At 32.2% G+C, this 22,677-nt stretch carries 26 protein-coding genes; all 26 read left to right on the top strand.

Annotated elements, in window-relative coordinates; genetic code table 11:
* Nucleotides 1-12 precede the first annotated feature (12 nt).
* The 26 genes from fliM to AB8U03_RS01050 all read left to right on the top strand — a co-directional run bounded on the left by fliM (nt 13) and on the right by AB8U03_RS01050 (nt 22,660).
* Nucleotides 13-1,008, top strand: coding sequence for a flagellar motor switch protein FliM (gene fliM / locus AB8U03_RS01175; protein WP_369702701.1), 996 nt, complete (start codon nt 13-15; stop codon nt 1,006-1,008).
* The gene (gene fliY, locus AB8U03_RS01170) at nt 1,001-2,185 is read left to right on the top strand and encodes a flagellar motor switch phosphatase FliY (protein ID WP_369702700.1); all 1,185 of its coding nucleotides are present in this window, start codon (nt 1,001-1,003) and stop codon (nt 2,183-2,185) included. Before fliM ends, fliY begins: the two co-directional genes overlap by 8 nt.
* A gap of 333 nt (nt 2,186-2,518) precedes the next feature.
* Nucleotides 2,519-2,791: a flagellar biosynthesis anti-sigma factor FlgM gene (locus AB8U03_RS01165; RefSeq protein WP_369702699.1), complete on the top strand. Its 273-nt coding sequence runs from the start codon at nt 2,519-2,521 to the stop codon at nt 2,789-2,791.
* A gap of 35 nt (nt 2,792-2,826) precedes the next feature.
* A complete protein-coding gene (locus tag AB8U03_RS01160; RefSeq protein WP_369702698.1) occupies nt 2,827-3,240 on the top strand; it encodes a flagellar protein FlgN in 414 nt (137 codons plus the stop codon).
* A 172-nt stretch (nt 3,241-3,412) separates the two neighbouring features.
* A complete protein-coding gene (flgK, locus tag AB8U03_RS01155; RefSeq protein WP_369702697.1) occupies nt 3,413-5,299 on the top strand; it encodes a flagellar hook-associated protein FlgK in 1,887 nt (628 codons plus the stop codon).
* A 66-nt stretch (nt 5,300-5,365) separates the two neighbouring features.
* Nucleotides 5,366-6,784 carry a flagellar hook-associated protein FlgL gene (gene flgL, locus AB8U03_RS01150; protein WP_369702696.1) on the top strand — a complete coding sequence of 473 codons (1,419 nt, stop codon included), beginning with the start codon at nt 5,366-5,368 and terminating at the stop codon, nt 6,782-6,784.
* A gap of 137 nt (nt 6,785-6,921) precedes the next feature.
* On the top strand, nt 6,922-7,353 hold the full coding sequence (fliW, locus tag AB8U03_RS01145) for a flagellar assembly protein FliW (RefSeq protein ID WP_369703010.1): 432 nt from the start codon (nt 6,922-6,924) through the stop codon (nt 7,351-7,353).
* Nucleotides 7,354-7,569: a carbon storage regulator CsrA gene (gene csrA, locus AB8U03_RS01140; protein WP_369702695.1), complete on the top strand. Its 216-nt coding sequence runs from the start codon at nt 7,354-7,356 to the stop codon at nt 7,567-7,569. It abuts the gene before it with no gap.
* Between the two features lie 34 nt (nt 7,570-7,603).
* Complete coding sequence (locus AB8U03_RS01135; protein WP_369702694.1) at nt 7,604-7,990, top strand: flagellar protein FlaG; 387 nt, start codon at nt 7,604-7,606, stop codon at nt 7,988-7,990.
* Between the two features lie 77 nt (nt 7,991-8,067).
* On the top strand, nt 8,068-8,370 hold the full coding sequence (locus tag AB8U03_RS01130) for a hypothetical protein (protein WP_369702693.1): 303 nt from the start codon (nt 8,068-8,070) through the stop codon (nt 8,368-8,370).
* 132 nt (nt 8,371-8,502) lie between these two features.
* Nucleotides 8,503-8,898: a flagellar export chaperone FliS gene (gene fliS, locus AB8U03_RS01125; protein ID WP_369702692.1), complete on the top strand. Its 396-nt coding sequence runs from the start codon at nt 8,503-8,505 to the stop codon at nt 8,896-8,898.
* Between the two features lie 43 nt (nt 8,899-8,941).
* Nucleotides 8,942-10,969, top strand: a complete 2,028-nt coding sequence (gene fliD / locus AB8U03_RS01120; protein ID WP_369702691.1) for a flagellar filament capping protein FliD — start codon at nt 8,942-8,944, stop codon at nt 10,967-10,969.
* Nucleotides 10,970-11,016: 47 nt separating this feature from the next.
* Nucleotides 11,017-11,358, top strand: a complete 342-nt coding sequence (locus AB8U03_RS01115; protein ID WP_369702690.1) for a hypothetical protein — start codon at nt 11,017-11,019, stop codon at nt 11,356-11,358.
* Between the two features lie 164 nt (nt 11,359-11,522).
* Complete coding sequence (locus tag AB8U03_RS01110) at nt 11,523-12,344, top strand: flagellin N-terminal helical domain-containing protein (protein ID WP_369702689.1); 822 nt, start codon at nt 11,523-11,525, stop codon at nt 12,342-12,344.
* An 81-nt stretch (nt 12,345-12,425) separates the two neighbouring features.
* A complete protein-coding gene (locus tag AB8U03_RS01105) occupies nt 12,426-14,216 on the top strand; it encodes a motility associated factor glycosyltransferase family protein (RefSeq protein WP_369702688.1) in 1,791 nt (596 codons plus the stop codon).
* Between the two features lie 69 nt (nt 14,217-14,285).
* A complete protein-coding gene (locus tag AB8U03_RS01100) occupies nt 14,286-14,633 on the top strand; it encodes a hypothetical protein (protein ID WP_369703009.1) in 348 nt (115 codons plus the stop codon).
* 19 nt (nt 14,634-14,652) lie between these two features.
* Complete coding sequence (locus AB8U03_RS01095) at nt 14,653-15,909, top strand: motility associated factor glycosyltransferase family protein (protein ID WP_369702687.1); 1,257 nt, start codon at nt 14,653-14,655, stop codon at nt 15,907-15,909.
* 14 nt (nt 15,910-15,923) lie between these two features.
* Complete coding sequence (locus tag AB8U03_RS01090) at nt 15,924-16,196, top strand: cytidylyltransferase domain-containing protein (RefSeq protein WP_369702686.1); 273 nt, start codon at nt 15,924-15,926, stop codon at nt 16,194-16,196.
* Entirely contained in the window at nt 16,187-16,471 is a 285-nt protein-coding gene (locus AB8U03_RS01085) for a cytidylyltransferase domain-containing protein (protein ID WP_369703008.1), read from the top strand. Before AB8U03_RS01090 ends, AB8U03_RS01085 begins: the two co-directional genes overlap by 10 nt.
* A gap of 384 nt (nt 16,472-16,855) precedes the next feature.
* Nucleotides 16,856-18,667, top strand: coding sequence for an HAD-IIIC family phosphatase (locus AB8U03_RS01080; RefSeq protein WP_369702685.1), 1,812 nt, complete (start codon nt 16,856-16,858; stop codon nt 18,665-18,667).
* Nucleotides 18,655-18,879, top strand: coding sequence for an acyl carrier protein (locus AB8U03_RS01075; RefSeq protein WP_369702684.1), 225 nt, complete (start codon nt 18,655-18,657; stop codon nt 18,877-18,879). The genes AB8U03_RS01080 and AB8U03_RS01075 overlap by 13 nt, the downstream gene beginning before the upstream one ends.
* 1 nt (nt 18,880) lies before the next feature.
* A complete protein-coding gene (locus AB8U03_RS01070; protein WP_369702683.1) occupies nt 18,881-19,336 on the top strand; it encodes a hotdog family protein in 456 nt (151 codons plus the stop codon).
* Between the two features lie 57 nt (nt 19,337-19,393).
* A complete protein-coding gene (locus tag AB8U03_RS01065) occupies nt 19,394-19,963 on the top strand; it encodes a GNAT family N-acetyltransferase (RefSeq protein ID WP_369702682.1) in 570 nt (189 codons plus the stop codon).
* A gap of 19 nt (nt 19,964-19,982) precedes the next feature.
* Nucleotides 19,983-20,732, top strand: a complete 750-nt coding sequence (locus tag AB8U03_RS01060; RefSeq protein WP_369702681.1) for a cytidylyltransferase domain-containing protein — start codon at nt 19,983-19,985, stop codon at nt 20,730-20,732.
* Nucleotides 20,733-20,822: 90 nt separating this feature from the next.
* Entirely contained in the window at nt 20,823-21,884 is a 1,062-nt protein-coding gene (gene pseI, locus AB8U03_RS01055; protein WP_369702680.1) for a pseudaminic acid synthase, read from the top strand.
* Nucleotides 21,885-21,916: 32 nt separating this feature from the next.
* Entirely contained in the window at nt 21,917-22,660 is a 744-nt protein-coding gene (locus AB8U03_RS01050) for a crotonobetainyl-CoA--carnitine CoA-transferase (RefSeq protein ID WP_369702679.1), read from the top strand.
* Nucleotides 22,661-22,677 lie beyond the last annotated feature (17 nt).

The following is a 22,677-nucleotide window of genomic DNA, read 5'->3' as shown; positions in this document are numbered from 1 at the left end:
TGAGGGAAGAGAATGGCAGATGTATTATCACAGAATGAGATAGATGCCCTTTTAGCTGCCTTGTCTGCAGGGGAACTTACTCCTGATGAAGTGCCTAAGGAAGAGGAAAAGCAGAAGATAAAACCTTATGATTTTAGAAGCCCCCAGAAATTTTCTAAAGATCATATAAGAACTCTCGAACTTATTCATGACAATTATGCCAGGATAATTTCAAACTACTTGACTGCTCAGGTGAGAAGCAATGTAAAAGTAAAATTAGAATCAGTTCAGCAGATAACCTATGAAGAGTTTATTCACTCTGTGCCGAATCCTACTATATTGACTATATTTAAAATGCCGCCTTTAAGTGGTTCAGTACTATTTGAAATAAACCCTCAATTTGTATTTGAAGTTATAGATTTGCTTCTGGGGGGTAGGGGAGCAGGAAAATACAAGGTCAGGGAATTTACGGATATAGATAAAAATATTATAAAAGTGGTGAATACAGGGCTTATATCAAATTTAAAGTTGGCCTGGGAAGATGTAATGCCAGTGGAAACAGAAGTAGAGGGAATTGAAACAAATCCGGCATTAAATCAGACTCTTGCACCTAACGATCCCGTTGCTCTCATAACTTTTTCTGTAGAAATGGGGAAAAGTAATACTTTCATAAATATATGCATCCCCTATTTGAGTATAGAAAAAGTACTGGACAGGCTGGTGGTACAGTATTGGTTTCAAGACAGTGATGAAGATATAGTAAATGAGTCTAAAGAGAAGCTTAGAAAAAGGTTAAATATAGTGGAGATGCAGCTTTCGGCTTTACTTGGAACTGCCAGCCTTACAGTGGAAGAATTTTTGAAATTAAATATAGGAGACGTAGTGTCTCTAAACGAAAGCGTTAAAAGTCCCGTGAAGTTAATGGTAGAAAATAAGGTATATTGTTATGGCAAGCCTGGTGTAATAGGGAAGAACATGGGCATTGAGATACTAGATATTATAAGTAAGGATGTGGAAAATTATGAGTAATGGGTTTCTTTCACAGGAAGAAATAGATGCACTTTTAAATGGGGGAGAAGATAAAAAAGATAAAACTGATCCGGCGTTAGAAACAGACTCTCAGGATACAACTGAATTATCAGATGTACAAAAAGATTTGCTGGGTGAAATAGGAAATATATCTATGGGATCTGCATCCACAGCACTTTCTACAATAATAAACCAGCAGGTGAACATAACTACTCCTGTGGTAACTTTAACCACCTTGAAAAAATTAAAAGATGAATTTGAAGTCCCAAATATCGCACTGGAAGTTAAATATACTAAAGGAATAATAGGTGAAAATCTTCTTGTGATGAAGATGACGGATGCAGCGGTTATAGCAAGCCTTATGATGGGCGGTGACGGCAAGGGAGAGGATAAAAAGTCCGAACTCAGTGAAATAGAAATAAGTGCAGTATCTGAGGCTATGAACCAGATGATAGGTTCTGCAGCTACTTCCATGGCAACTATGTTTATGAGGGAGGTAAATATATCACCGCCTTCATCCAAGATATGGGATGATCTTACAAAGCCGCTGTCCGAGGGAATAAGTGAAGAGGAGCCTGTGGTTAAAGTATCCTTTTCACTTAAAATAGGTAATTTAGTGGACAGCCATATAATGCAGCTGTTTCCCGTAGAAACTGCAAAAAAGGTGGTTTCCATAATGATGGGTCAGGAAAATGAGGAAGAGGCCGCTGCTGCTGAACCTGAAGTTTCAGAGAATAAGGGTGAAGCAGATTCAAATCCTTCTGTCTCACAAGCTGCAGCAGCGTCTCCTTCAGCGACCCAGGCCCACAACAGTATAAATGAAAAACCTATAGAAACAAGTGCAAACAAGCAGCAGGTACCGGTGCAGAAGGCAGCCTTTCAACCTCTTGGCAAACCTAAAGCTGTTGAAACTGTGCCTAAAAATATAGATTTGATATTGGATGTACCTCTTGAAATATCCGTTGTACTTGGAAGAACCAAAAAAAATATCAAGGATGTATTAAATTTGGGTACAGGATCACTAATAGAACTGGATAAGCTGGCGGAAGAACCGGTGGAGATACTGGTAAATGGAAAGAAGATAGCTTATGGTGAAGTTGTAGTGGTGGATGAAAATTTTGGAGTCAGGATAACAGGCATTGTAAGCAACGAGGAGAGAATCAGATCCTTGAGATAAAAGAGACAATCTTGGACAATCTGGGGTCTGACCCTGTGGTAAAAAATGGTATCGGGTCAGACCCCGTGGTAAAAAAAGTAAATTAGACAATCTGGGCTCAGAACCTGGATTGTCTAATTTTTTCACGAGGTCATTCTCTAAGAATGCTTCTTTTAATTAAGAATATAATTAAATTGATATATGCGTTAAAGTGGGAATTTAAAGGGACTTTGCCTTTAAATTAACCTATTTATCTTTTATTGAAAGTATAAACCTTAAATACATATACCCGATAATACTAATAATAAGTAAGAAGGAACATTTGAATCTATTAATTTAAGGGAGTGTATTAATATGAAAATTAATGGGATCAGTCTGAATCAAGTATTGAATATTTACGGAGGGAATAAAAGGGAACATGGAATAACTAAAAATATAGGTGTGAAAGATTCCATTGAAATTTCATCTACAGGAAAAAGTTTAAGCTCTTATTCTCCTGAAGATAAGTTCATAAGTTCTAAGGATAAAATTGAAAACATAAAAAAAGCCGTGGGAAGCGGTACTTATAATGTGGATAAAAAATTAGTGGCATCTAAAATCTTGGATGCCATGAAGGGAAAAATATGATATGTTTCCATATAGGTCTATGGAGGTGAAATTTTATGTCACTGCAGTTGATGAATATAATGAATAGTGAGTATTCAGTTTTAAAAGAGCTGCTGCAGGCTTTAGACGAGCAAAACCAGTACCTTATAAAAAGAGAAGTCTTTAAACTGGACAAAATAGTAAAGGTACTGGAGGAGAAAAGCAAGACTGTGGCTTTTTGGGAAGTGGAAAGAAGAAAGATAACTAAAAACAAGGCCATGAGGGAAGTTATAGTAGAGGCAAAGGATGAGAATATGAAAAGGACATACGATAATATAGTGGAATTGCTGGAAAAAGTGCAATTTCAAAAAGATACAAACCAGGCACTTATAAAACAATGGCTTGGTTTTACAAATCAGATGCTCAGGGCCATCAGCCCAGCAAGTGCAGGTGCGGTTAGAACCTACAATGCATTGGGGAAAAACAGATAGTAGAGAGAAAGAGAAAAGAACAAAGTGCAAAGAAAAAAGAACAGAGAAAAAAGAACAAATAATGAAGATTTTCGGTATATACCGAAAATCAAAAATCAACCATATTTGAACTTTGATATTTGAACTCCGATCTTTGCTCTTAGATCTTTGTTTATAAGAAGGAGTTGATTAAATGCCAGGATTATTTTCAATATTCAATACAGCAAAAAGCGGGCTTTTTTCACAACAAACTGCCATAAATGTAACCTCCCACAATATAGCAAATGCAAATACGGAAGGTTATTCCAGGCAGAGGGCGGATATGGTAACTACTACACCTTATACCATGCCAAGCATGAACAATGCTGCAGCAGCGGGACAGCTTGGTACAGGAGTTACAGTAGCCTCCATAGATAGAATAAGGGATACTTTTTTGGACTATCAAGTTAGAATACAGATGGGAGTAAGCGGACAATATACAGCTAAGGACAAATATCTTACACAGGTGGAAAATGCACTAAACGAACCGACGGATAATGGGCTTTCTTCACTTATACAGCAGTTTTTTAATTCATGGCAGGATTTATCCAATTCTCCCCAAAATACCAGTACTGTTGCACAGCAGGCTTACCAGCTGACAAATAGTATAAACAGTACATATTCTCAGCTTACAAGTATTAAAAGCAATACAAATACCGAGATAAAAAATGTGGTAGTCAGTATAAACAGCATGCTGTCTCAAATATCCAAATTAAATCAGCAGATAAAAGATGTAAAAATATCAGGTCAGAACCCCAATGATCTCATGGACAGCAGGGATTTGCTTTTGGACAATCTCAGCAGTGAATTTGGAATAAACGTTACGCAAAGGGATCTGGATGGAATTGATGTGACCACTTCAAATGACGCCTCAGTTGGCAATGACAATGGTGCTGCACCACTTGGAACCGACGGGAAACCTCTTAATATAATTCAGTCCAATAATCAGGACAGCCCTGATGTAGCCACTTTTTCCTATGTAACAAGTATAACTCCCACAGAAGATAATACTACTGGAGATGGGAAATATACTGTGGTATATTACAAGAAAGGTGACACCCTTACAGATGATAATAAAGTTACCTTAACTGTAAATATGACATCAGCCCAGGCAAAGGAACTGGACGAAAGCAGGGTGCTTTGGGCTGATAGCACGGGCATGGCTTATAATGTTACACAAGATACTGATGGAAACAATGTGATTAATAGTAGTGGAATAAAACTTGACGGGCAGGATACTGGTTCTGAGGCTTCTCCTGTAGATTTCAGCAATCTGGCACTTTTCAAACCACCTACAGGTGAGCTTAAGGGATATATGTCAGTCCAGCAGAATGTAGATGATTATCAGGATTCACTCAATAAATTTGCAAAGTCACTGGCACTTTCCGTAAATGCCATAATAAGCCAGAGCAGCAGCTGGGTCGCAGACAACAGTGGTTCTCCAGAGGGCGGCATAAATAATTTCTTTGTAAATGCAAAACCTGAATCCTCAACTTATACTGAAGAAGATGAAAATAATATAAACGCACAGAATATAACTATAAATGTAGCTATTTTAAATGATCCTTCTAAGATAAAAGCTGCTACCAAATATGATTCAAATGGAAATTCACTCAACGACAGTACTGATGGAAACAGAGCTATAGCTATAGCACAGCTGGCAAACAGTCTTATGAACATACAGAGTGTAAGCACAAGTTCGGACAGAAAAGATTTAATTGGAAGTTTATTTTCACCAAATGGCAATTTGAACAATGTGTATTCCGTAGGAAGTGCAACTGGAGGCTCAACTATTGACAACTATTTTGATGATTTGGTCAATAAAGTGGGAATGAATGAGCAGGAAGCAAAACAACAGGTTAGCACTGAAGCCACACAGCTTGCCAGCTATACCCAGTCAAGAGAGTCGGTTTCAGGAGTTTCCATAGATGAAGAGATGACAAATCTTATACAGTTCCAGCATGCCTATCAGGCAAATGCCAAGATGATATCAACTATAGATGACCTGCTGGATGTAGTGATAAATGGACTGAAGAAGTAAAGAACAAAGTTCAAAGTATAAATAACAAATAATGAATATTTGAACTTTGAAAAAGGAGGTAACATTTTGAGAGTAACGAACAAATTGTTGTCAAATAATTTTTTATCTGATATGCAGAGAAATCTTACAAATTTAAGTAAAATTCAGAAGCAGATGTCTTCAATGAAGAACTTTTCAAAGCCTTCTGATGATCCGGTAAATGTACAGAGGGCAATGCAGCTTCAAAGTTCTATAGATTACAACGATCAGTATGCTACAAATATAAAAGCTGCACAGGGATGGATGCAGACTACGGATACGGCACTTGTTCAGCTGAATACTGTAATTGGAAATATAAGAAACAATTTGGAGGAGGGCGGCAATGCAGCATATACCCAAGATGAAAGGGACAAGATCAATGATGAAGTAAATCAAGAGGTATCCCAGCTGGCACAGATTTTAAATACGAATTTCAAGGGAGAATATATATTTGGAGGTACTGCAGGATTGTCAAAACCCGTAAGCACTTCAACTTATGATATAACTCGCAGTACAGATAAATATGATGGCTGTGTCAAAATAGAGTATGCAGATAAGGACGGAAATGCAGTAAATTATCTTCCAGATGTGGTTTCAAGTGGGTTTGATATAGGTAATTGGACAACGGGTAGTAGTACTATAACTTTTAATTTGAATGGGGTTGCTCAAACACCTATAACTATAAGTGGATCGGATTCAAATATAGATGATGTAGTAAAGGATCTGAATACCCAAATACAAAAATCTACTTCTGGATTGCAGGACAAAGTAAATGTGGTAAAGACTAATGATGGAAATATAAAATTTATAGCTGTAAACAGCAGTGATATTATAAAAATAGATTCCACTGGTATTACACCTGATTTGTCAGGAGCTGTTGGACAGCAACTTTCAAATATGTCTGTAGAAAATATAGGAGCTGAAAAGAATATAGAAGTATCCCAGGGGGTTGTCCTGGATTACAATGCAAATGCAGTGGATGTAATGAACTATGGGACTGGTACAGGCGATAATATACCTGCACTTATGGACAGGATAGAACATCATTTGGCAGGTCAGGTTTTGTCCGACAAAAGAGCTGATGGTACCACTGCGGTTGTATCAGGTGATCCGGATGCGATAAATATACCAGATTCAGATGGAACAGCTCATTATTATGCATGGGTGGACAATAAGGATGAAGCAACAAAACAGCTTACAAATCAGGATCTTACAGATATGGATGCAGCTTCAAAACAGATAATGAAAGTGGATTCACAGATAGGTGCAAAGGAAAAGAGAATGGATGGACTGTCAAGTCAAAACTCTTCTTCAAAGGTGGACATGACTGATATACTTTCAAAGACAGAAGATATAGATATAACGGAAAAGACTATAGAATATTCTACTATGATAACAATTTATCAGGCCTGCCTGCAGACCGGAGGTAAAATAATGCAGCCTACGCTTATGGATTATATTAAGTAAAAGAACAGAGAACAGAAAATAAAGAGAAAAGAACAGAGAACAAAGAACAAATAATGAAGATTTTCGGCATATACCGAAAATCCACCAAAATTGATATTTGTACTTTGAACTTTGATATTTGAGCAAGGGTGATAATGATGGAATTAAAGACAAAGTATAATGGTGTAAGAAATTATGAGGAAAAAGATATAATAGCTTTTAAAAAGGGCATTCCCGGATTGGAACATTTAAAAAAGTACATTATATTTCCCGCAGAGGAAAATGAATTATTTTATATACTCCAATCTATTGAAGATTTAGCTATAGGACTTGTACTGATTTCACCATTTAATGTAGTAAAAGATTATGAATTTAAATTGGATGACAATAAAATTAAAGAGCTTCATATAAACAGCCAAAAAGATGTGCTTGTGTTAAATACGGTAACCCTCAGTTCAAAAATTGAAAATATAACGGCAAATCTAAAAGCTCCACTGGTTATAAATATAAATAAAAAAATTGGGGAACAAATAATACTGGATAATCAGGAGTATTCAATAAAATACCCAATTTTTAAGGAGGGAGTCTGATTGCTGGTTATAAGCAGAAAAAAAGGGGAATCATTTCTAATTGGTGACAACATAGAAATAACCGTTTCAAAAATAGAAGAAGGTACGGTGAAGCTTTCTATATCAGCTCCAAGGGATATAACTATACTGAGAAAAGAATTGTATGATGAGGTGGAAAAAGAAAATAAAAGTGCAGCAGCTTCAGATATGAGTCTGCTTAAAAAATTGAAAAAATAGATTTATTTATAAATCCAATAAAGAGGTGTTTAGCATGGAAGTTACAGGTATGGGTCAAGGAGGACAGATGCCTTTAGATTTAAGTACATCTAGTGGAATTACTGAAATTTCTGGAGATAAAGCTGTGATAAACAATAATTCGGGTACCGGGTTATCACAGAGCTCGGTAGCGAAGGATAAAGAACAAAAAAATACAGTTGTTAACAATGCAAAAGACGCAGTGAACCAGGCAAACAAAATTATGGATGAAGCTCAGACTCATTTAAAATTTGAGATTTATGGAAAATTCAAAGATATAGTTGTGCAGGTAGTAGACGATAATACCAATAAGGTTCTACTGGAAGTACCTCCGAAAAAATTAATAGATATGATTCAAAAATTCTGTGAATTATCTGGATTTTTTATGGATGAAAAAGTATGATTATGCAGTGCATGATTGTAAAATATAATTGTACATTGTGAACTGTGAATTGTGAATTGAGTAAAAGGGGTGTTATTATGGAATTTAGGTTAAATAAAATAGACCCTGAAGTTAGGCGAAGAGTAAAAGAAACTACAAGCACTAACAAAATCCATAACAAAAGAGAGATTTTAATAAACAAAGATTACAGGGATAAAGGAAAAAACAGTCAGGGAAATTTTGGTTCAGAGCTCAGTAAATATAAACAGGAAAAAAATAAAAAGCATGTATTAGTTCAGGCAAGTAAAGTGGAGGAAGTAGAGGTGAAAGCCTTCAAAGAAGAAGGAGAAATTATATCAAGAGATGATAAGAGAGGAACAATACTGGACGTGAGGAAATAAAAGAACAAAGAGAAAAGAATAGAGAATAAAGAACAAATAACAGATAATGAAGATTTTCGGTATACACCGAAAATCAACCAAATCTGATATTTGATATTTGAACTTTGATCTTTAAAAAAAGGTGGTGTTAACATGTACACGGCTAATGCTTATAATACCTACAAGACAAACAGTGTAAACTATGCCTCAAAGGATCAGCTGCTTTTAATGCTGGTGGATGGTGCAGTTAAATTTGCCAAGATAGGTAAACAGGGATTATTGGATAAGAATATAAAAATAGCCCATGAGAATATAGTAAAAACTGAAAATATTTTTTATGAATTAATGGCAACGTTAGATGTTGAAAAAGCAGGAAATTGGGGACAGTCTCTTATGGCAGTATATGACTTTATAGTTAGAAGACTTATGGATGCCAATATAAAAAAAGATGCAGCAATAATGGATGAAGTAATTCCGTTGATAGAGAATGTAAGAGATACATGGGAACAGGCATACAAAATTTCTAGAACAGGTATAGTGAAAAAGTAATTATGCATTGTGAACTGTAAAATGTGCATTGATAAAGTGAATTATGAATTGTGAATTGAAAGAAGGAGGAATAAATATGGCAGGTACTACAACCAGTACAGCGAGCAGCATGCCAATAGGTGCAACCGGTGCCGGCGGCGGAAATATGCTGAGAATCACAGGACTTAATACAGGACTTGATGTAGATTCTATGGTAAAGAAGATGCTCACATCAGATCAGACTAAAATAGATCAGGTAAAGCAGCAGCAGCAGTTAATTCAGTGGAAACAGGAAGCCTATCAGAGCATAATAACAGATGTAAAAGATCTGCAGAGTGCATATTTTGATATAACTAACAGTGCTAATTATCTGCTGTCTTCGGGAAGTTATGATAATATGACAGCAACCAGTGGAGATCCTACTACAGCTACTGCAAAAGCAGCAGCAACTGCATCATCAGGGATTTATAAAATATCAGTAAGCCAGCTAGCACAAGCTGCAAGTATAAGCAGTACTACTAGTTTAAATACTGAATTTCAGGTTACTGATATTAATAATTGGAAAGGTGCTGGTAAAACTATAAATTTTAGTGTAGATGGGACAGCTGATGCGAGTCCTCTAGATCTATCGGGATTTACTGGGACTACAGTATCAGATTTAGCATCATATATTAATAATCAGATAAGTCAAAATACAGGTTTAAGTGGTAAGGTTTCAGTTTCATATGTAAATGATGGAAAGAATGACTATATAAAATTTACTCCATTAACTAGTAGCAAAGTGCAAATAACAGCTAGTGGAGTAACCGATATAACAAGTTTAAATACAAATTTAACTGCAGCTTCTTTAACTACAGATTTAACTTCCTTGGATTCAAGTTTAAATACTAATCTCACTTTAAATTTAAGTTATAATGGTAAAAATACATCTGTAAGCGTTGATAATACCAATGGCACAGCTACTTTAAATGATCTAATTACAGCTATTAAAAATGCTACAGGAGGAACTGTAACTGGAAGTTTTGATGATATAACAGGTAAATTTATTCTGCAGACTACGTCTACAGGAAGTATATCAAATTTATCAATAACTGGAGATAGTACCGGAGGAAGGTTGTTGTCTGCATTGGGGTTGCCTGCAGTAGGATCATCAGCAGCTTCATCTCAAGGAAAGGATGCCTTGGTTTCAATAACTCCACCAGGATCATCGACAGCTACAACTTTGACAGAGTCCTCGAATAATTTTATTGTAAATGGTATTAGCTATAGTGTCACGGGAATAACTCTGCCGGGCAATCCTACTAGTATATCTGTTACCCAGGATACTTCAAAAGTACACGACTTGATTTCAAATTTTATAGATAAATACAATAATTTGGTAGGTGAAATACAGGACAAGCTAAGCGAAAGAAAGGATTATAATTATCAACCTCTTACAGATGCACAGAAGAGTAGTATGAGTGCTACTGATATAACAAACTGGGAAACAAAAGCAAAACAGGGCATACTTGAAAATGACGATAATTTAGAAAGTCTTTTGAATGATCTTACAAATGCATTTAATGCTCCTGTTTTAGACAGCAGTGGTAAAAGTGTATCAACACTTTATTTTGGAAGCATAGGTTCAAATGCTATAGGAATTGATACTTCAAATGATTACACACAGGGAGCAAAGCTCAGTATTACTGATGACCAGCAATTTACAAATGCGCTTACTAATCATGCAGATGAAATAATGAAACTCTTCACAACTACATCTGATAGTACAGATCCTACTACTAATTTTAATCAATCTGGAATATTTCAGAGAATAAGCCAAATAATCAATAATAATGTAGGAGTAATAGGAAGTACTTATAACAGTGGTACGCTTACAAAATATGCAAACCTTCAAGATGACTACAGTATATCAGGGGGGGCTGGAACAGGGACTCTTCCAGATCAAATATATCAGCAGCAACTGCTTATAAATAATTTGACAGACCAGATGAACAATGATCAGACTAAATATTATGATCAGTTTACACAGCTGGAAACGGCTATGGAACAGTTAAATGCACAGCAGTCATCCCTCTCAATGTATCTCGGCTAATCTAAATATTGTTGATATTATTACAACCATATAAAGGGGATTTTAGTATGAGAAAAACCATTGAAGAAATACTATCGGATTACAAAAATTGTACAGCTGATATTATAAGGCTACTTAAGATAGATGATTTTGACTCACTTCAAGGTGAAATGCAGAGAAGACAGTGTATTTTAAATGAACTGCTTTCTAGAACTGATAAAAACGATGAAGCCAAGGGAGTTTATGAGAAGCTTAACATAAAAGAAATTGAAGATGCAACACAAGAACTTATGAAAAAGAAAGCTTTTTTAATAAAGAAAAAGTTGAAAGATATATCAAAAAATAAGGCTGCCAGCAGCGCATATGGAAATTTAGAAAATTCGGCAAAAATATTCAGTAAAAAAATATAAAAAAGTATAAAGTTTAATTATAGGTAAGCGATAAATGAAATGTAAGGTTCAAAAATAGGAAATAATGATTTTGAACTTTAGGCTTTGATAATTGGCTGCAAAGCTTAATTATAAATAAAAATTTGGACAAGGATGTCCAGTACAAAAATCAAGGAGGAATAAACATGATAATAAATCACAATCTTATGGCAAACAATGCTTTAAGAAATATGAACATCAATTCTAATAATGCCAGCAAGGCAATGCAGAAGTTATCTTCAGGACTTAGAATCAATACTGCAGCAGACGATGCAGCAGGGCTTGCAATATCTGAAAAGATGAGAGGACAGATAAATGGTCTAAATCAAGCTTCAACAAATGCCCAGGATGGTATATCACTTATACAGACAGCTGAAGGTGCATTAAATGAGACTACTGCAATTCTTCAAAGAATGAGAACACTTACAGTACAGGCAACAAATGATACAAATGTATCTACTGATAGAGATCAGATAGGTAAAGAAATAACTCAACTTAAAAATGAAATAAACAGAATAGCCAGTACTACTCAATTTAATACTAAGAACCTGTTAGATGGAACTGCTAGCGGTATGATTTTCCAAATTGGAGCTAATGCTAATCAGACAATATCATTAACTATAGCTACTATGAATGTTAGTGCATTGGCAGTGGGTGCTATTTCAATAGATAATACAAAAAGTGCTGCATCCTTGACTTCAATGATAACTACAATAAACACTGCAATTAATACGGTTTCTGGTGAAAGATCTAAACTTGGTGCTTATCAGAACAGGTTGGAACATACAATAAATAATCTTGGAGTTGCATCAGAAAATTTAACTACTGCGGAATCCAGAATTAGAGATGTTGATATGGCATCACAGATGTCCGAGTACTCAAAGGATAATATTCTTTCCCAGGCTGCTCAAGCTATGCTTTATCAGGCAAATCAACAGCCACAACAGGTGCTTCAGCTTTTAAGATAATTTATTTATAAAATAAAGAGTAGATTTTATCTACTCTTTATTTTATAAACAGTTAATTATTGCTTTTGGAGAGGGTAATTTATGAATTGTATAACTGAAAATACTGTGAATTATATACACAGATTAAAATCAAGTTTAAGCTATGATAATTGTAGAATAGAATTCAGCAAAGACAGTAAAAAAATTATTAGATTCAAGAAAGGTGATAAATACATCTACATAGGAAGTAAATATAATGTTAACAGGGATATAAATAACATTTTAGACAAACTTGTTAATATTAACTCCCAAAATTTGATAATAATTTTTGGACTTGGAGCAGGGGAATATATAAAACCATTGCTTGAAAGTGTAAAAGATGAAAATAGAATCTTAATTGTAGAACCTAGTTTGGAGATAATAAAGCTATTTTTAGATGAAGATTATTGTAATTTATTGAGTGATGAAAGGATTTACTTAACTCATTTTGAAAAAGGACTTGAAAATTTTTTATACAGCTTTATTAAAATTAATGATCTATATAATATGACACCAATTGTATATGCAGGTTATGATAAAATATTTTCAGCTGAATGTATTGAATTTTTCCACTGTTTAAATAAGGTTAGAAGTAATTTGTTAATAGAGTTCAATACTAGTTTATCAATTTCAAGATCTATTTTTTATTCAACTATAAAAAATATGTACTGCATATCCAATTCCATACCTATAAATAATTTAAAAAAAATATATGAAGGGATGACTGCCATAGTAATATCAGCGGGTCCGTCACTTGAGAAAAATATAGATCAATTAAAACAACTACAGAAAAATTTTATACTTATTTCAGGACTTAGAAATTTAAAAGGACTTTTAAAAATAGGTGTTTTCCCTGATTTTGTATGCATTTTAGATGCACTTGATATAAATTATGAATTTATTAAAGATTGTATTAACCTTAATATACCAATGGTTTTTCATGAAGCATCTAACTACAAGGTTATTAATAGTTATAAGGGGCCTAAAATTTTATTTCTTCATAATACAAAACTAAGTGAATTTTTATGTAAAAAAATAGACAGCCTCTATCAGGGGGGATCTGTTGCCCATATCTGTACATCCTTTGCAGCTTATATAGGATGCAGTACAATAATATTTATTGGACAGGATTTGGCGTATACAGATGATAAATTTCATGCTGGGGCTGCTAGTTTTGGCGATGAAATCAAAGATTATAAATTGGAAGAAAAGTATACTTTAACTGACGATATATATGGAAATAAGATAAAAACTGACAGTGTATTCAATTTGTTTAGAGAAAAGCTGGAGGATTTTATAGAGTATAATAAAGATATTACTTTTATAAACAGTACTGAGGGTGGGGCAAACATAAGGGGCACTCAGGTGATGCCATTAAAAGATTCTGGCAAAGTTTATGGGAAAAATGGGAAAGATAAACGAATATTAAAAAGTATAATGGATAGTGAAGAAAATAGACTTGATGGAAAAAAGATAAAAGAATTTCTTTTAAATAATAAAAAAAGTTTAGAATATATGATAAAAAAGATAAAAAAAGATAAAAAATTTATAGATAATTTATATTTATATTATAATGAAAATTCAAATATAAACATAAATAAGACCATGGATGAATTAGATAAGCTTGATAGATTTATACAGAAAAATTGTGATGAATTTATCTTGATAAATGATTTATTAGAACCTGTGATATTAGAAACTATGTATAGAAAAGATATGATTGTGTTCTCTGAAGATAAAGAAATCGACAAAGGAAAGAAGATAGCTAAAAAGTATAAAATACTATATGAAAATATTGAAAAGGGAATAAATTTTGCAATCCCACTATTTGAAGCATCTATAGAAAAATTTTAAAGAAAATAATATGAATTACGATTATATGATAGATGGGTGTAATAATAAAGAGGTGTATTTATGGATGTTATAAATGAAAAAAATGAGGCATTAAAAACAGCAGATGAATATATGGATAATTTAAAAAGTGGAATATCTTCTGCAGTTGAAAAATTTCAAAGTGGAGAAGAAAATAGTGCATTGCAAATCATTCCTTTAGTTATTGATGGATTGCAGTGGATAGTTCAAGTTGTAACTCTTACTAAAGATATTCAAAAAGGAGAAATAGATCTATTTGAATTCAATAAGAAATTAAATGAGGTAGTAGAAGCTATTGAGAATGAAGATTATGTATTAATAGGAGATTTATTTGAATATGAAATAATTCCATCACTTGAAAATATGCATATTATTATTAAAAAAAGTATTAAATCATAATTTTGAGGATATTAGGTTAATGAGAAAATTAGATATAATTAATAGCAAAATAGGAGCGAAATCAATATATGTTGATGGAGTATTATTGCACAGTAAATATGATCCTTATAAAGAAGCCAACATATTTGCTATGAATAATAGTGCATTATTAAAAAATAAAATCATAGTTTTATATGGTGCAGCTTTTGCCTATCATATTAAGGCTATGATGAAACTTATGGATAGGAATAGTAAGTTATATGTATTTGATGTTGATGATGAAATAACTAAATTAGCGGATAAATTAAAATTATATGAAGATATAAAAAGTGATAATAGAATTAGATTAAACTTAGGATATTCTCATGAAATCATGGGAAAATTTGTGAGAGCAATTGATGATGTGGAAGATATCATAATATATAAACCTTCTCTGAAAGTTCTTTCTGAGAGGTATAATTATTTAAAGCAGATATTTAAAAATTATGATATAGCTAAAATAGGTATAGGGAAGATGGCAACTATAATGAGAGAAAACATCAAAGTTAATTTAAACAGAAAATGTCCATGTATTGATGAGTTACTAAAAAAATATTGTTCAGACAATAAACCTATAGTAATTGCAGCTTCAGGACCATCTTTAGATTATAATTTAGATGTTTTAAAAAAATATCAACACCTTGTAAAAATATTTTGTGCAGGTAGTTCTCTTAGAACTTTAATGAATAAGGGAATAAAACCAGATGCTATATTTTTAATAGATTGTCAAGAAATTGTTAAGTATCAGATAAAAGGTTTTGAAAATCTGGATATTCCATTATGCTTTTTAAATACAGCTTCAAGGTGGGCAGTATCTAGCTATAATGGTCCTAAATATATTTTTTTCAATGATTACACACGTGAAAGTAAAGTTATAATAAATACAGGTAAAACTGTAGCCATGGCAGCTATTGATATTGCAGTGAAATTGGGGGCTAAAGATATTGCTTTATTAGGGCAGGATCTGGCTTTCCTAAATGATAAAAGTCATACAGAAGGTTTTAATGAAATTTATAAAGAATTATATATTAATAATAGTATTCAGCAGGATAAAACTTTATATAAAAGGGTTAAAAGTGTAGATGGTAAAATGTTATATACTACATCAGGATATATGAATTTTAAATATTCTATAGAAAGAGAAATCCAGGATAATAATTCTGTAAGGTTTGTAAATTGTAGTAAAGGCGCAAGAATAGAAGGTACAGAAGAAATGTCTTTTGAAGAATGGGTAAATAAAATGACTTTTTATTTTTAAGAAAGGATATCATAATGAATATAGAAAAAAATTATAATAATGTAGTATGCATAATGCAGGCAAGGACAGGTTCCACAAGATTACCAGGCAAAGTACTTAAAAATATTTGTGGAAAAACGGTGCTTGAGAATGTTATTGATAGATTAAAAAGAGTAAAAAACATAGATAAAATAGTAATTGCAACAACAACTAAGAAACAGGATGATATTATAGCTGAAATTGCTAAAAAATCTTTGGTTGGATATTTTAGAGGTTCAGAAGAACATGTATTATCTAGATATTATTAGCTGCTAAAGAAAATAAATCAGATGTTGTAGTAAGAGTTACCAGTGATTGTCCTCTTATTGATAGTGAGATTACTGAAAAAATTATACAATATTATATTAATAATAAGGATAAGTATGATTATGTAAGTAATACTATAGATAGGACATATCCAAGAGGATTGGATACGGAGGTGTTTAGTTTTAGTTTGTTGAAAAGAACTTTCAAAGAAACAACTAAGAAATATAAAGAAAATATAATCTATTTAGAGAAAAGAACAAAGTTTTTGAATTCATGAGCATGATTTTTTATTACGAACTTTGTAGCTATTCATTTTAATATTTGTATATGAATTAATTTCTTAATAACAGATATGAAGTATATAGCTGTTTTTTATGTTTTATAAATTATATAGGGAGAGAAAGAAATATATAAATTAGGTGAAAAAGCTTCAATTAAAAATAAGATAACTGAAGATATAATGGAGCAGTTTTAAAACTAAGCGGAGACAGAGATTCAATACATTTTGATGAATAATATGCAAAAACAATAATATTTAAAAAAAGAACAGCCTCAGGAATTTTAGTTTCAAGTTTTATTTCTTTAGTTATTGCTAATAAATTGCTAATTCAAATGTAATAAGTTTTAAAAACGTCTATTAAATATTTATGGAGATAGGAATATGAATTTAAACAATAAGGCTATAAATTGTTATATAAATGAATATAGGAATATTCAAAAAAATGGCATCTTGGAAAAGTGTAGCAAAAAGATTAAGATTGCTTTTCTGTCTAGTTTTACTACAAAATTTTTAAAGGAAACTTTAATATCTAAATGTTGCAGTGAAGGTATCAATGTTGGATTTTATGAGTGTGGTTATTGTCAATATGCTCAGGATATAATAAATGAAAATAGTGAATTCTATAAGTTCAATCCGGATTTAACTATATTATTTGTTGACATACAGTCTATATTAGGAGATTTTTATTTTATTCCTGATAAAATAGATGACAATGGTAGAATTGAGTTGATAAATGAAAAATTTACTTATATTCAGCAGCTCATAGAGAGTATAAAATCTAGGCTGAAGACTAAAATAATAGTTCATAATTTTGAGGTTCCAATTTATTCACCTTTTGGAATCTTAGATGAAAAACAAGATTTTGGATTTATTGAATCTATTGAAAAATTAAATTGTAAATTAAGAGAGTACTATAAGAAAGATACTGTAACTTATATATTTGATTATGATGCATTTTGCAGTAAATTTGGAAAAGCTAATTTATGTGATAATAAGATGTACTATCTTGCAGATGTAAAATTAAAATTTGATTGTATTCCATATCTTTGTGATGAATATATGAAATATATAAAACCTATGATGTCTCTTACTAGAAAATGTATAGTGCTGGATTTGGATAATACACTTTGGGGTGGAATTATAGGCGAAGTCGGTGCAGATGGTATAAAGCTTGGTCCAACACCTGAGGGAAGACCTTTTTACGAATTTCAAGAGTATTTGCTGGCATTAAACAAAAGGGGAGTTATTCTTGCCTTAAACAGTAAGAATAACTATGAGGATGCCATGGAAGTTATAAAAAATAATCCATATATGGTGCTTAAGGAAAAAAATTTTGCATCTGTAAGGATAAATTGGCAGAATAAAGTAAGTAATTTGAATGAAATTGCTAAAGAAATAAATATAGGGCTTGATAGTATTATGTTTATAGATGACGATCCGGTTAATATTGATATGGTGCAGACTTCCATACCACAGGTACATTCCATTTGCCTTCCGAGTGATCCTGAACAGTATGTTGATGTCTTGAAAAATATGGATGATTTTAACACCTTTCAGCTTACTAAAGAGGATATGGAAAAATCAAAGCAATATTACTATCAGAGGAAGCGCAGTGAAATGAAAAAGAGTTTTTATTCTATTGATGATTATTTAAAGGCACTAAAAATGAAAATAGAATTTTATGTAGATGATTATTCCAATATTCCACGAGTTTCCCAGATGACGCAGAAGACGAATCAATTTAACTTGACTACTAGAAGGTATTTTGAGGAAGATATTAAAAAGTTTATGGACAGCGATAATTACAAAGTGATATCTTTCAGGGTAAAGGATAAATTCTCAGATAATGGGATAGTTGCTGCAGTTATAATAAATATATCTAAAAATACGTGGTCAATAGATACTTTTCTTATGAGCTGCAGGGTTATTGGAAGGCGGATAGAAGATGTAATAATTAAGATAATAATTGATATGGCAAAGGAAAATGGTGTAAAATTTATAAAAGGTGAATTCATGCCAACAGCTAAAAATAAGCTGGTTGAAGAGCTATATGACAAGTATAGTTTTGTGAAAAAACATAGGCAAAATGGTATAAAGGAATATATATATGATTTTAGTAAAGATATAGATTATCCAGATTATATTGATGTAAAATTGAATGAACAAGGGGGATGGATGCAGTGGAAAAACTAAGAACTATTGTAGCTGATGTACTTTGTGTAGATATTGACAGAGTGGATGAAAATCTTACAAGAGATAATTGTGAAGAATGGGATTCTTTTAACCATCTTCTCATTGTCTCTGAGATAGAAAGTAAATTGAATGTTAAGCTCACCATGAAAGAGATGGAATCTGCAGATTCCTATAAGGTACTTGAACAAATTGTTATGAGAAAGGCAGAATAGTATGGGAGAAAGACATTTATGCAATGACAAGAATTTTGATGAGATAAAAGTTGGAGATAAAGTTGAATTCTATGAAAATATCGATATGAATAGACATGTAAAATTTCGAGACTTATTTGAGGATTTTAGTCCTGTACACAACGATAAATTTATAGCCAAACGTACTAATTATGATGATGTGATAGGTTATGGATTTATGTTAAATGGTTTTTTATCGAGACTTTATGGTGAATATCTTCCCGGAGGCACTTCTATATGCATAAAACAGGAATCAAATTTTAGAAGAGCCTTTTATATAGGTGATACTGTAAAAATAGTAGGAAAAGTTATAAATAAAATAGAATCAACTAAATTTTTAGTGATAGAAACTAAAATGTATAGAAATAGTGATGAACTTATATTTACAGGCAAAGGCATTGTTCAGATTATATTTGATAATTTTAATTCTATAAAATAAAAAATGCAAATTATTTAACTGAAAATATAATTTATTTTTTGAAAGAGGAATTGTATAATGAAATTAATCAATTATAAAAATATTTTAGATTTAGACATAAATTATAAGAATAAGCTAAGAGATTGGCGTAATCAAGATTTTGTAAGGGAAAAAATGTTTTTTTCTGATATTATATCAGAAGAAGATCACAAGAACTTTTTGCGAAATCTAAGCATTAGAAATGATAAGAGAGTTTATGTATGTTCTTATGATAATAATCCTGTTGGTGTAGTAAGCCTTGATATTTTTCATGAAAATACTTCATTAGAATTCGGTTATTATTTAATTGATAAAAAATTTGTAAATGGTGGGCTTGGTGTAATATTGGAATATTCAGTATTAAATTATGGATTTAATAAATTAAAAGTAAAGTATATATTTTGTAGAAGTAAAGTATCAAATAAAAAAGTGATTAATCTCCATTCAAAATTTGGCTTTAGGGGTTTGAATAAGGTAATAAAAACTCAGGACAAGATATTTAATATATATTATCAACAGATAAATAAGGAAATGTGGGAAAATAAAAAAAATAAAATTGAAGGAATTATAAATTTTATTTTACCATTAGATAAAATAGGTGAAATATAATTTTGAGAAAGGAATACATATGAAAATACTTTGCATAGTTCAGGCACGTATGGGTTCTGAAAGATTGCCTGGAAAAGTTATAAGATCTATACTTGGAAAACCTATGATACTATATACATTGGATAGGTTAAGTGAGAGCAAGTATATAGATAAAATTGTACTTGCAACCTCAGATAAAGTGAGAGAAAATCCCTTAGTAAATATAGTCCAAAATGATGGATATAATGTGTTTAGAGGAGATGAATCTAATGTACTTAAAAGATATAGAGATACTGCTAATATATATGAAGGAGATATAATAATAAGGATTACAGGTGATTGTCCATTTATAGATCCAGATATAGTGGACCATGTTGTAACCTATTTTAAAATGAATGATTATGATTATGTCAGGCTGGATGTACCTGACAGTTTTATAAGGGGATTTGATGTGGAGATATTCACCAAGGAATCGCTGGACAGGATATACAATATTGTCTGCGGTATGGAAGCCAATGAGTCAGATGGAACAGCCATTAACATGTATAAGGAGCATGTTACATATTATATGTACAAGCATCCCAATGAATTTAAAGTAGGACATGTATACGGAAGTGATTTATATAACAAAAATTACAGGCTGTGTGTGGATACTATGGAGGATTTCAAATTGGTAGAGAATATATATAAACGTTTTAGGGATGAATATGTGTCTTCAAGACAAATAGTGGAGTATTTAGACGAAAATCCTGAAATATCAACTATAAATTCAAATGTTATTCAAAAATAGTGTAAAAACTTAGATCTATGTCTAAGTTTTTTTATATATCTACGATAATATACATATAAATAACAAATTAAGGTATAATACGGAGGATTTATGAACCGAAATTTAAGAATAAAAGATAAGATAATTGACAGTAGCAGTTCCGCTTTTATAATTGCAGAACTTTCTGCAAACCACCTCCAGAATTTTAATAATGCAGTCAAGCTTGTAAAAGAAGCAAAAAAGTCAGGGGCGGATGCAGTCAAACTTCAGACCTATACCCCTGATACCATAACGCTGGACTGTGACAACCAGTATTTCCAGATAAAACAGGGCACCATATGGGATGGCACAACACTTTATAAGCTTTACCAGAAGGCGTATACTCCATGGGACTGGCAGCCGAAACTGAAGAAAATAGCAGAAGATGAAGGCTTGATATGTTTTTCGTCACCTTTTGACAGATCTGCTGTGGACTTTCTGGAAAAAATAAAGGTACCTGCCTACAAAATAGCTTCCTTTGAGATTACGGACATACCCTTTGTAGAGTATGTGGCTTCAAGGGGAAAGCCTGTTATAATATCTACAGGTATAGCAAGACTTGGAGATATCCAGGAAGCTCTGGATGCTTGCAGAAAAGCAGGTAACAATGATGTAATACTTTTAAAATGCACATCTGAATATCCCTCTTCGCTGGAAGATATAAATTTGAAGACAATACCCAATATGCAGAACACTTTTAATACATTGGTTGGTATATCTGACCATACTCTAGGACACACGGTATCTCTGGGAGCTGTGGCACTGGGGGCAAAAGTGGTGGAAAGGCACTTCACCCTTGATAGAGCGGCGGGAGGTCCCGACTCAGCTTTTTCCATGGAACCGAAGGAATTTTGTCAGATGGTGAAGGATATAAGGGATATGGAAAAGGCCCTTGGAAGTGTGAGTTATGAACTTACGGAAAAACAAATTAAGAGTAGGGAACATTCCAGGAGTCTTTTTGTGGTTAGAGATATGAAGGCAGGAGAAATGTTTACAGAAGACAATGTGAGAAGTATAAGACCTAGTTTTGGAATAGAACCCAAATATATCTATGATGTACTTGGTAGAAAGGCAAGATGTGATATTGAGAAAGGGACTCCGTTAAAGTGGGAATTAATTGAAAATATTTATTGAAATTTATATATACGTAGAGGAAGATGTTAATTATGATAGTAGACAGTAATTCAAATAATGAAGAGATTTCTAATAGAAGTAAATTTTTAAATATGTTTAAGTCTTGCCCAATACCTGATGATGAACTTATGAATAATTTAGGATTATTTATAAGCAGGCAAAATTTATCTAGAATATTATTTATGAATGAATTATATAAAAAAATTATTAATACTCATGGAGTAGTGATTGAATTTGGTGTAAGGTGGGGTCAAAATTTGGCTTTATTTGAATCTTTTAGAGGTATGTATGAACCGTTTAATTATAATAGAAAGATTATAGGCTTTGATACATTTAATGGTTTTAAGTCATTGGATGATAAAGATGGAAAGGCCAATGTAATTGTTGAAGGAGCTTATTCTGTTACAGATAATTATAAAAAATATCTTAAAAAAATACTTGATCACCATGAGAGTGAAAGTCCAATCTCACATATAAAAAAATATGAATTGGTAGAAGGGGATGCTACTGAAACTATATATAAATATTTAAAGGATAATCCCCAAACTATTATTGCACTTGCATATTTTGATTTTGATATATATAGACCTACTAAAGAATGCTTAGAAGCTATAAAAGACCATTTAACAAAAGGTAGTATAATAGGGTTTGATGAATTAAATTATCATAATTTTCAGGGCGAGACTTTAGCTTTGAAAGAAGTTTTTGGACTTAATAAGTATAGAATTCGGAGATCAACTTTAAGTCCTTTACAATCATATATTGTTATAGAATGAAAGATTTTATGAAATAA

The sequence above is a fragment of the Clostridium moutaii genome (genome assembly GCF_041205085.1).
GTDB lineage: Bacteria > Bacillota > Clostridia > Clostridiales > Clostridiaceae > Clostridium_B > Clostridium_B moutaii.
This window is presented reverse-complemented; position numbering and strand designations above follow the sequence as displayed.